Genomic DNA, 12,003 nt, shown 5'->3' on the forward strand with positions numbered 1-12,003 from the left:
TTTGTTCAGGCCTCTGGCTCCTCATCGCGCTTCAGCCAGTCACCACTCATGATGCGCTGGCGTCCTGCCACTGAGCGTTGATAGACATAAAGCCATGCACTGCCAAACGGCGTCTGAGTCAGATAACGTTTGTACTCTCCCCCTTTGGTGCGAAGCGCATCCAGCTCCCGCAAGGGTTGAGGCATCAATGCGGTACACCTCACAATGTACCGCTCCATTGCCCTCAATCACGCCGGGATAATGGCCCAGACTGTAAAGCTCAAAGCCTTCAATCTGGTGATCACCCAGCCACTGCGCATTCGTCATCCAGTGACTGTTTCCCTGTTTGCGCCGTAAACTGCCGTAGACAATTATTCGCATTGCTAAAACTCAAACTGATAGAGCAAATCGAGAGCCTGATCCACACCGGACACGGCTTCCAGATAGAGTTTAGGCATCAGGCGGTAACGCAAGGTTAACGTCGCCAGTGAATCAAATATGCCAACACCGTATTTTACCTGCAGACCCGGTAGCACATAGCCGCTGACCTGCACCTGCTGGCTGTCGCCAACACCGGCAGTATCAACAGCGAGATTGCTGACACCGAATGTCTCCCCGATTTTACCCACAACCTGCCCACTTTGTGCAACCCCTAAGCCAACAAGTGCTGAAGTGAGGGCGTTACTGTCGCCGTCGCTGCCCAATCCCTGACCGCGCAGCAGATAGGAAAGCGCTTCCTGTTGCGACATCGCCGGATCGGAGAAGACTTCCGCTTTTGGCTCATCCGCCAGGCCAGTGACGCGCAGACCCGCGGTGACGCCATCTTCGGTGGCATCCGGGTTACGGATGGCTTCCAGGTTGACGTAAGGCTGATCCGGCGGACCGGCAAACTGCAGCTCGCCTTTACGCACGATCAGATCCTGACCATAAGCGTGGAAGCGACCGGACGGAATGTTGATCTGACCGTTCAGGCCGAGTCCTGACTTATCCTGCACCATTTTCAGATCGCCATTCAGCTTCGCTTTCAGGCCAAACGCAGAGAGTCGCACATCGTTGCCGACGTGGATCACCAGATTGCTGTTAATCGGAATCGCGGCGGTTTGCGGTGCAATCGGCTTCAGCTGTTTATCCAGCAACACCTCATCCGACGAAACGCCAGTGGCGCTTTCCGGCACTTCCTGCACCGTGATGCGCGCCCATGGAATATCGACCCGGCCATCAAGGTTAAAGGCCGCTGGCGTCGCTTCAAACACCAGATCCGGCGAGACATCCATGCGCACCATCGGCGGCACGGTGACGCGAACCCGGCTGCCCTGTGCCGCAATGCGCGCACGCCAGTTGTCGAGCTGGCTCCAGTCTGCGTTACCGCTGAGGTTGATATTGCCCTGCCCGGTCTGCACCAGCCCGTTCAGGGTAGAGCTCATGCCGTTAAACACCAGATTCAGGTTGGCACTGGTCAGGTCAACCGGCATAAAGTTGCCATCCACATCCACACCCGTCAGGCCAAGCTGACCAAATACCTGCGGCTGCTGCACGCTGCCGCCCAGGCGCAGGCTGCTGTTCAGGCTGCCTTTGATCTTCTCGCCCTGCATCAGCGCCGGATTGAGCATCGCCAGCGAGACATTGCGGATGTTGACGTTACCGCCCAGCGTGCGGCGGTTTTGCGGATCGTCGATCTGCACGTTACCATCCAGCTGACCGTTATTGGCGATGCGGATCAGCCAATCGAGCTGGGCGCGTCCGTTTCGCAGCGCGGCATTGAGGTTCAGCGTGTCAAAGGCGATCGGCAGATTGTTGCCCTGCACATCCTGCACCACTTTCACGCCGTTGCCCTTCAGCGCCACGGTACCGGTCGGCAGGCTGCCATCGGCAGTCCAGTTGACGCGCACGTCGCCGCTGAACAGGCCGCTAAGCTGAGTCGCATCCGGCATAAACGGCTTCACCATCGCCAGGTCAAAGCGATTCAGCACCACATGCGCCTTGCCTGCCGGGCCCGCTTCAACCGGCTCCGGCACACAAATTTGCGCATTGGGGTTCTGCCAGCAGTGTGGGCCGATGGTTGCCGTCTGGCGGCTGTTCAGATAGTCGATGGCCATGGCGCGGGTCAGACGCCACTCACCGACTGGCGTATCAAAGTGGGTGTCGTTCAGCGACCCTTTCCAGCGCTCGGTCTGGCGATCAAAGCTGCCGTTCAGCGCCAGCTGGCCAGAGACCGGTTTGCCCTGCACATTGAGCTTCAGCTGATGCTGATGCTCATTGCCGTCGGCATTCAGCGTCAGCAGGCTGATGTTCAGCGCATCCTGCTTCAGCTGCTCGACGCGCAGTTGCAGTTTACCCGCCACCTGCTCGCCGGAACGGACGTCACCATTCAGAGTAACGCGATTGATCTGCATCTGCTGCCAGCGCAATCCACGGGCATTGAGATCGGCCAGCAGCTGCGGTGCTTTCAGGGTACCCCGCGCTTTTATTGTGCCGTTGATGACGCCGCCCAGACCCGGCAGCGCATTGTCGAGCTGGGGCGCGTCGATGCTGGCATCGAGATCCAGACTATCGCCCAGCGCCCCTTTAACATCCAGATGGTTGCGTCCCAGCGCCAGCTTAATGCCCGGCACCGTCCACTGGTTGTAGCTGTTACCGGTCAGGGAGCCATCAGCGGTCACGGCATTCTGTTTCACATTGCCTTTCAGCTGTAGCTGCGGCACGCTCAGTTGCCAGCTGCCGCCATACAAACTGCCGCGGGTGGTGATTTTGCCATCCAGCCTTGCTGGCCAGTCGGGATACTGTTTAGCGGTATTGATTCCCGCCAGCGTCAGCTCACTGCGCCAGCTTATCGCCTTGCTCCAGTCCACCAGCGCGGTGAGATCGATATTGCCCTGCAGCGCAGCCACGCGCAGGCGGTCGAGGCTGAACTGCTCAACGTTGCCTTTACCCGTCAGCGAGATCGTCGCCGGTGGTACAGATTCACCCTTCACGGCAGTCTGCAGCGACATCACATAGTCGGTGGCTTTGCCTTTGAACTGATAGTCCAGGTTATCCGCCTGATACGCTACCGGACCGGTCAGCGGCCAGCGTAACTGCGGACTGGTCAGCTTCAGTGACAGCGGCAGTCCCGCCACCGCCAGCTGGGTCGTGGCGTCCAGCTGCGCATTCACCGGACCGGAGAGGTTCAGCCCCATCTTCAGCTCGTCGCGCATCGCGCCATTAAGTTTCAGCGCGAGCTTTTCGCCTTTAATCGGATCGGTATTCACTGTGCCGTTAAGGGAGAAATCGACCGGCCAGTTATCCGCCAGCGTCGCCTGACCGCTACCCTTCAGGTTGCCGAGGTTCGAGTCCACCTCCAGCGTGCTGAGCTGCATCTGACGATCGGCGGTTCTGGCTTTCAGCAGCAACCGGCTGACGGAAATATCGGTGTCGCCGGTAATGCGCAGCTGTTCACCCAGAATCTGCTGCACCTCAATATCCAGCGGCAGACGGAAATCAGGCATTTCAGGCAGCAGGGGTTGCGCAAACATCGCCTGCAGCGTTTCACCCAGCGGTTTTTCAGCGGGATGTGGCTGCTGGACTTTCGGTTCTACCACCTCGTCATTGACCACTTTCGCCGCTTTCGGCAACGCAATCAGCAGGCTTTGAATATGGGTCGGGTTCAGCGTCAGCGCACGATCCTGCCACTGCAGGCCGGTGGTGAAGTCGAGCAGCGATATTGCGGTGTCATCAACTTTGACATTGATATTGTGCAGGCCAAAGTGACGCAGCGTGATGGGGTATGGCGTGCTGAGGTTAGTGTTGCCACTCTCCTCTTCCGGCGCTGGTGCCGCTGGCGTCATTTTCTTGCTGTCGACCACCACGCTGATATCGCGCAGGGAGACATCGTTAACGCACACGGAGGAGTGCAGCAGGCAGTTGAGATCCACCGCCAGATGAATTTGCCCGGCATCGACGCTGACGCCGGGCATTTCGTAACGCAGACCGTTAAGGGTCAGGTTACGCCAGCCACCATCGACCTGCTTGATTGACAGGCCCGGCACCCAGCGCGACGCACCTTTCAGCACTAAATGCAGCCCAGGCGTGGTACCGATTAAAAATGCCACCCCACCCAACAGCACGACCAGAAAGATCAGAATGCCGATCAGGACCTTTTTCCACAGCTTCATAGTTCTGGCCCCAGCCCTACGTAAAATTGTAATCCATGCTCTTCGTCATCCCCGATGGGTCTGGCGATATCAAATTTGATTGGGCCAACCGGTGAAGACCAGCGCACGCCGACGCCCGCACCGGTTTTGACGTTACTTTGCTTGATGTCGTTAACCGCTTCGCCCGAGTCGACAAACACTGCGCCCCACCATTTCCCGGTGACGTTGTACTGATATTCCAGCGATCCGGTGGCGAGTTTTGACGCACCGGTGAGTTTGCCGTCATCATCGCGCGGTGAAATGTTTTTATATTTGTAGCCACGAATACTGCGGTCACCACCGGCAAAGAAGCGCAGATCCGGCGGCACTTTTTCGAAGTCGTTGGTTTCGATCCAGCCCAGATTGCCGCGCGCCACAAAGCGATGACTGTCGCCAAGGGTACGGATCCAGACGTTTTGCGCCTGCAGGATCAGGAAGTCGACGTCTGAACCCCATGTGGTATCAGAGACGTCTGCCGAATAGCGCTGTGAATCGCCCCATGTCGGCATCAGGCCGCCACGGGAACGGGTACGGTTTACGCTGACGCCGGGATAGAGCAGCATAGTAGTGTTGGTCACGCTGCCCTGAGTAAAGTGATCCAGGCTCCAGCGCAGGTTGACCGCCTTCTGCCAGCCGCTGCTGCTGTCCCAGTTGCGCGACATCGCAAGCGTCGTGGTATCCGCTTTGGTGTCGTTTAGGTCGGTGCGCTTCAGGCCGCCGGAGAAGGTGTAGTACTGCTCAAGCGGGCTTTTCAGCAGCGGCACTTTGTAGCTGAGATCGACCTGCTGTTCCGGCGCGGAAACGTAGGCGCTGGCCGCCAGGCTGTGGCCGCTGTCGTTGATCCACGGTTTTTTCCAGGTCCCTTTCAGGCGCGGACCGACGTCTGTGGAATAGCCGACGCCGGTTTCAATGGTGTTTTCGGTGCGGGGTGACATTACTGCGCTCAGCGGCAGCACTTTGGTCTGTCGTCCCTTGCTGAATTCCGGCGCGACCACCACCGAATTAAACCAGCCGGTAGCGGAGAGGCGGCGATTCAGCTCGGCTAAATCGCGGGAGCTGTAGTAGTCCCCCCTCTTTAAACGGCACCAGGTTTTGCAGGTACTCTTCGCGAATTTGCGATCCCTGGAAAGTGACGTCGCCAAAGCGATAGCGTTCGCCACTGTCGTAGTCGATATCCCAGAACGCTTCACGCCGCTCCACCGAGACACCAAGCTGGCTTTTTTTAAACGTGCCGTCGAAATAGCCGTTACGCAGTGCGAGATTAGAGAAGCCGCTTTTGAATTTGTCATATTGCCCGTGGTTAAGCTGGCTGCCCACTTCAGGGCGTCCCTGCTTCACCCAGGCTTTGTAATCCGCGTCATTGCGCGCATCGCCTTCAACCACAATCGTGCTGCCGCCGATTTTTACCGGTTCACCAGGCGTTACGTGTGCCACTAATACCGGTCGTCCCCCCTGCGCAGGCGCGGGGCGGGATTCAAAATCGATGGTGGGCTCGTAATAACCGAGCGCGCGCAGCCCCTCTTTTATCGCAACAGAAACGCGCGCGCGAAAGCGGCCATCATTCGAGACCTCATCGCTGCCGATGGTGGACAGACGCGCTCTGACATTCTTTTGCAGATCCCCGGATAAGCCGTCTACCTGTAATCGCACTGTCGCCGCCTCAAGGGCGGGCGCGGCAAGCAGCAGGCCAGCCATGCAATAAACATAAAATCGTGGCACCTGTACTCCTGTTAATCATGCCGGCCCCTTTTCCGCGGGGCGCTTATTAATCTTCTTTGCCCGCACTACCGCAACGGCAACATCCTCATCATAGCCGCACTTTATGGCAAACGGCGGTGCAACTCTGACATCTGAGTCAAATAACGGGGCTATTGTCGGTAAATGGGGTGAGCGATACAACTCCTGCGGGTCGGAATGATCAGTCCGATATGACTCACTCAGATAAATCCGAGTCTGTAACCGGCCGCTCCGGCTGCTAATGCGCCCTTAAGCAGTAGTTTGCCCTCTGGCGGCACAATGAGCGCTCCTGCTATAATCGGCCACCACAGGCATTCCGCCTGTTTTCATTTCTGCCCCGACATGTCTTTTGTTGTCGAACTGGCGCAGACATTTTTGGCACGGATAGCTTTGTTTCACGGATAAACCAACTCTGTTTGCGCTTACCCACGCTGCCCAGGCCAAAAATGACAAGTGGATAACCCTTTGGATCTCATATGTTAGATAGCTTACTTGTCATTCTGTTACTGATCGTAATCAGTGCCTTTTTCTCCCTGTCGGAGATCTCGCTGGCGGCCGCCCGTAAGATCAAACTGAAACTGCTGGCCGATGAAGGCAACGTAAATGCGCAGCGCGTGCTGAAAATGCAGGAAACGCCGGGCATGTTCTTCACCGTGGTGCAGATTGGCCTCAACGCCGTCGCCATCCTGGGGGGTATTGTCGGCGATGCGGCGTTTTCGCCGGTTTTCAGCGGCCTGTTTAACCGCTTTGTCTCGCCGGAACTGGCGGAGCAGCTCAGCTTTATCTGCTCCTTCACCATCGTCACCAGCCTGTTTATCCTGTTTGCTGACTTAACCCCAAAGCGGGTCGGCATGGTCGCACCGGAAACCATCGCGCTGCGCATCATCAACCCGATGCGTTTCTGCCTGCTGATAATGCGTCCGTTGGTGTTTCTGTTTAATGGCCTGGCTAACGTCTTCTTCCGTATTTTCAAGCTGCCGATGGTGCGTAAAGATGACATCACCTCCGACGACATCTACGCGGTGGTGGAAGCCGGTGCGCTGGCTGGCGTGCTGCGTAAGCAGGAGCATGAGCTGATTGAAAACGTGTTTGAGCTGGAGTCACGTACCGTTCCCTCCTCCATGACCTCACGTGAGAATATTGTCTGGTTTGATCTGCATGAAGATGAAACCAGCCTCAAAACCAAAATCGCCCAGCATCCTCACTCGAAGTTTCTGGTCTGCAGCGGCGATATCGACCATATCGTTGGCTATGTCGACTCCAAAGAGCTGCTGCTGCGCGTGCTGGGTAATCAGAGCATGGCGCTGAACAGCGGCCTGCAGATTCGCTCGGCGCTGATCGTGCCGGACACGCTGACCCTCTCTGAAGCGCTGGAAAGTTTTAAAACCGCCGGAGAAGATTTCGCGGTGATCATGAACGAATATGCGCTGGTTGTGGGCATTATTACCCTGAATGATGTAATGACCACGCTGATGGGCGATCTGGTTGGTCAGGGTATGGAAGAGCAGATTGTGGCGCGTGATGAGAATTCATGGCTGGTTGAAGGCGGTACGCCGATTGATGACGTGATGCGCGTGCTGGACATTGATGATTTCCCGCAGTCAGGCAACTACGAAACCATCGGCGGCTTTATGATGTATATGTTGCGTAAGATTCCGAAGCGTACCGATTTTGTGAAGTTTGCTGGCTACAAGTTCGAGGTGGTGGATATTGATAGCTATCGCATCGATCAGCTGCTGGTCACCCGCATCGATGAACGACCACCGGTGCTGAGCATGACGAAAAGCGAAGAAGAGTAGAATGACCAGCAGTCTGGCCCAGCAGGTGTAATTGCTGCAGGCAGTCTGGACACGGACAGCGCGGAACAACCGGAATGTGACGTAGTCTGTGAGAATTGTTGGCACTGCTCAGGTTCAGAGTGACAAATAAAATGGCCTGACTGGCCAGACATTAAGGGCGCCATCGGCGCCCTTATGATTAGTTGAACTCAAGTTTGAGACGAACGACCTGGCGGTTAATTTCTGACATCACGCTCAGGTGCTGTTTGTCTTTGACGCGCGGGATTAATACCTTCCCTTTGTCGAACTCGAACGCGCCGACGTCCTTGATATACAACCTTCCTTTGAACAGCGTTTTTACATATTTCGCTATTTGTAGCGGATTATAGCGCTGGAAGATCTTCATACTGACTAACTCCTGTACATTTTTAAGCACGCTTCGCCGTTTCCAAATTTGGTTCCAGCCCATGAAGCGCGAATTCGCGATAACTATAGAACACTCAAACCTACTAATGTTCCTAAAAGTGATTTTTTTTACTGAATTGACACATCATTACAGAACACTCTGTTATCAGGCTCACACAACACAGTATAAACCTTCGTTGGTTAAGGAATTGTGGCGGCCATAACAAACCTGACACCTTTCCAGGACAGGCGCATCATCCCTGCTTACTATTGCAGTAAAATGACTAACTGGTCTGATCACTCAAGGAAATAGCAATGCGAATAATTCTGGCAGCTGTAGCGTTGTCTTTACTGATACCGGCAAGCGTGATGGCTCATGACCTCAGGCAGGATATGCGGGTACCGGCCGTTGGCGTGAACGACAAAGGCGAGCTGTTATTGCAGCAGGATAAGTTTAGCTATAAAAACTGGAATAGCGCGCAGCTCAGCGGAAAAGTTCGCGTGGTTCAGCACATCGCGGGGCGCTCATCCGCTAAAGAGATGAATGCCGCATTGATCGAGGCGATTAAGGCCGGGAAGCTGCCGCATGATCGCTATCAGACCACCACCATCGTGAATACAGATGATGCCATTCCCGGTACGGGCATGTTTGTGCGCAGCAGCGTCGAGACTAACAAGCAGCAATATCCGTGGTCGCAGTTTGTTGTCGACAGCAAGGGCAATGTGCAGCATGCCTGGCAGTTACAGCCGGGCGGTTCCGCCATTGTGGTGCTGGATAAGCAGGGTAAGGTGAAATTTGTGAAGGATGGATCGCTGACGCAGGATGAAGTGACAAAAGTGATTACGCTGGTCACCTCCCTGCTGAAGGATTAATCGCTGAAGCCCCGGTGGGAAGAGCATCGCCCGCCGGGGTTTCAGCCTTCAGCAGGCTGAGCGCTCAGACAGCGTTAAAACAGTGAAACGCGGAAGCCAGGATTAAGGAAGGATTCGCGCGGCGCGTAGTCCAGAGTTTTACCCTGCCAGTCGTGCACATGCGCGCCCGCCGCCATCGCCACGGCATGGCCCGCGCCGGTATCCCAGATGTTGGTGGGTCCGAAACGGGGATAGAGCTGCGCTTTTCCTTCTGCCACCAGGCAGAATTTCAGTGAAGATCCGGTCGCGACGGTCTGATGTTCACCTAACTGCTTCAGGTACTCTTTCATCTCATCGTCGTCGCCATGTGAACGGCTCACCACCACCAGCGGAGGACGCGCATCACGGACATGAATCTGTTCACGCTGACCGCCCTCCTCTTTCCACGCTTTGCCGTCTGCAGCGGAGTACATCACGCCCAGCACTGGCGCATAGACCACGCCCATTACCGGCTTGCCCGCTTCGATTAGCGCAATGTTAACGGTGAATTCGCCGTTACGCTTGATGAACTCTTTGGTGCCATCCAGCGGATCGACCAGCCAGTAGCGCTGCCAGTGCTGACGCACCTCCCAGGCTGGCGGATCTTCTTCTGACAGCACGGGGAGATCAGGCGTCAACTTTTTGAGGCCAGCGAGGATCACCTCGTGTGCAGCGATATCCGCGGCGGTCACCGGCGAATCATCCGATTTGTGAGAAACGTCAAGCGGCGCGGCACCGTTATAGACCTGCATAATCGCGTCGCCTGCTTCGCGTGCCAGTTGGCAGATTTGCTCTAACATTTTTCACCTCATTGTGTCTGTCTGCTGCCGGATCAGCTCATCGTCAGATAGTGACATTTTAGCAGTTCCGCCTGAAGTACCCATTTACAGGCACTCCGGCGATTCAATTTATAGATATATCAATATCATAGTTACCCATTTATCGCCACGCCTGTGCCGCTACGCCTCCATCGTTTAAGAATCCGTCGCTGACCGATGCGTCAAAACGTTATACCCATCACGATTTAAAATGACTATCTGTCATGCTTTTACATTATTTTGAGATCCTTATTTATTTTGCAGCAGGAGCAAGCATGTTTAAGCCCGGAATGATGTTACTGGCACTGAGCGTTTCCGTCGCCACCCAGGCGGCGACGGTGGATTTGCGGATACTGGAAACCACCGATCTGCACAGCAATATGATGGATTTCGACTATTACAAAGAAACGCCAACCGAGAAGTTTGGTCTGGTGCGAACCGCCACGCTGATCCACGCCGCACGCCAGGAGGTGAAAAACAGCCTGCTGGTCGATAACGGCGACATCATTCAGGGCAGCCCGCTGGGTGACTACATGGCGGCCAAAGGATTACGTGAGGGCGAGATCCATCCGGTCTACAAGGCGCTCAACACGCTGGATTACAGCGTCGGTAACCTCGGCAATCATGAATTCAATTATGGCCTGCCCTACCTGAAAAAAGCGCTGGCGGGCGCACGCTTTCCCTATGTGAACGCCAACGTGATTGATGTGAAGAGCGGCAAACCGCTGTTTACCCCATACCTCATCAAATCCACCACGGTGGTTGATCGCGAGGGCAAAACGCAGACCCTGAAGATAGGTTATATCGGCTTTGTGCCGCCGCAGATCATGGTGTGGGATAAAGCCAACCTGCAGGGCAAGGTACGCGTCGATGACATCACCGAAACGGCTCGCCGCTACGTGCCTGAGATGCGCGCGCAGGGCGCCGATCTGATTATCGCTATTCCCCACTCCGGCCTGAGCAGCGAGCCGTATCACACGATGGCGGAGAACTCGGTTTACTATCTCAGCCAGGTGGAAGGCATTAACGCCATCCTGTTTGGTCATGCGCATGCGGTCTTCCCCGGCAAGGAGTTTGCTGACATCAAGGGTGCAGATATCGCCAACGGCACCCTGAACGGTATTCCGGCGGTGATGCCAGGCATGTGGGGCGATCACCTTGGCGTGGTTGACCTGGTGCTGAACAATGAGGGCGGACGCTGGCAGGTGAGCAGCGGCAAAGCACAGGCGCGGCCAATTTACGATACCGCAGCGAAGAAATCGCTGGCGGCAGAGGATCCGGCGCTGGTGAAGGTACTGGCTGACGATCACCGCGCCACGCGAGAGTTTGTGGCGAAGCCCATCGGCAAGTCCGCCGATGTGATGTACAGCTACCTGTCGCTGGTACAGGACGATCCGACGGTACAGATCGTCAATAATGCCCAGCGCGCCTACGTGGAGCATTTCATTCAGGGCGATCCGGATCTGGGCCGCCTGCCGGTGCTCTCTGCTGCTGCGCCGTTTAAAGCGGGCGGACGTAAAAACGATCCGGCCAGCTATGTCGAAGTGGAGAAAGGCGCGCTGACCTTCCGTAACGCGGCCGATCTCTATCTTTATCCCAATACCCTGGTGGTCATGAAAGTCACCGGTGCGCAGGTAAAAGAGTGGCTGGAGTGCTCAGCGGGCCAGTTTAATCAGATCGATCCCCACAGCACGAAAACGCAGTTGCTGATCAACTGGGATTTCCGCACCTATAACTTTGATGTGATTGACGGGGTTAATTATCAGATTGATGTGACCCAGCCCGCACGCTACGACGCAGAGTGTCAGTTGATCCATCCTGAGGCCTCACGTATCCGTCAGCTTAGCTGACAGGGTAAACCCGTCGATCCACAGGCGACCTTCCTGGTGGCGACCAATAACTATCGCGCTTACGGCGGCAAGTTTGCCGGCACCGGAGATAAATACATTGCCTTTGCCTCGCCGGATGAGAACCGTTCCGTGGTTGCCGCCTACATCAGCGCGGAAACCAAAGCGCACGGTGAAGTTCAGCCGAAGGCGGACAATAACTGGCGGCTGGCACCGATTACCTCATCCACCCCGCTCGACATTCAGTTTGAAACGGCACCGGGTGATAAAGCGACCGGATTTATTAAGCAGCATGCGCAATATCCGCTTCAGCCCAAAGGGACAGATGCGATCGGCTTTGCTCTGTGGCAGGTGAATTTACAGCAGAAATAAGGCGGAA

General features: G+C 55.9%; 5 protein-coding genes and 3 pseudogenes. 3 read left to right on the forward strand and 5 right to left on the reverse strand.

What is annotated here, in order from left to right; genetic code table 11:
* Positions 1-5 precede the first annotated feature (5 nt).
* The 3 genes and pseudogenes from JNO11_RS16690 to JNO11_RS16700 all read right to left on the reverse strand — a co-directional run bounded on the left by JNO11_RS16690 (position 6) and on the right by JNO11_RS16700 (position 5,843).
* A pseudogene (locus JNO11_RS16690) lies at positions 6-360 on the reverse strand (gamma-glutamylcyclotransferase).
* 2 nt (positions 361-362) lie between these two features.
* Complete coding sequence (locus JNO11_RS16695; protein ID WP_033758895.1) at positions 363-4,130, reverse strand: translocation/assembly module TamB domain-containing protein; 3,768 nt, start codon at positions 4,128-4,130, stop codon at positions 363-365.
* Positions 4,127-5,843, reverse strand: a pseudogene (locus JNO11_RS16700) (autotransporter assembly complex family protein). Before JNO11_RS16700 ends, JNO11_RS16695 begins: the two are co-directional and overlap by 4 nt.
* A gap of 518 nt (positions 5,844-6,361) precedes the next feature.
* Between JNO11_RS16700 and JNO11_RS16705 the strand changes: the two are divergent.
* Complete coding sequence (locus JNO11_RS16705; protein WP_010256442.1) at positions 6,362-7,684, forward strand: hemolysin family protein; 1,323 nt, start codon at positions 6,362-6,364, stop codon at positions 7,682-7,684.
* A 178-nt stretch (positions 7,685-7,862) separates the two neighbouring features.
* Here JNO11_RS16705 and JNO11_RS16710 read toward each other — a convergent pair whose 3' ends face one another.
* Positions 7,863-8,069 (reverse strand): DUF1107 domain-containing protein, encoded by a 207-nt coding sequence (locus JNO11_RS16710; protein ID WP_003855513.1) that lies wholly within the window; start codon positions 8,067-8,069, stop codon positions 7,863-7,865.
* Between the two features lie 314 nt (positions 8,070-8,383).
* Here JNO11_RS16710 and JNO11_RS16715 point away from each other — a divergent pair, with 314 nt between their 5' ends.
* Complete coding sequence (locus tag JNO11_RS16715; protein ID WP_182500830.1) at positions 8,384-8,941, forward strand: YtfJ family protein; 558 nt, start codon at positions 8,384-8,386, stop codon at positions 8,939-8,941.
* Between the two features lie 74 nt (positions 8,942-9,015).
* Here the strand turns inward: JNO11_RS16715 and cysQ are convergent, their stop codons facing one another.
* Positions 9,016-9,759 (reverse strand): 3'(2'),5'-bisphosphate nucleotidase CysQ, encoded by a 744-nt coding sequence (gene cysQ / locus JNO11_RS16720; protein WP_010256437.1) that lies wholly within the window; start codon positions 9,757-9,759, stop codon positions 9,016-9,018.
* A 293-nt stretch (positions 9,760-10,052) separates the two neighbouring features.
* Between cysQ and JNO11_RS16725 the strand changes: the two are divergent.
* Positions 10,053-11,996 (forward strand): annotated as a pseudogene (locus tag JNO11_RS16725) (bifunctional 2',3'-cyclic-nucleotide 2'-phosphodiesterase/3'-nucleotidase).
* Positions 11,997-12,003 lie beyond the last annotated feature (7 nt).

It is taken from the genome of Pantoea sp. 1B4 (assembly GCF_016925765.1).
Taxonomy (GTDB): Bacteria; Pseudomonadota; Gammaproteobacteria; order Enterobacterales; family Enterobacteriaceae; genus Pantoea; species Pantoea agglomerans.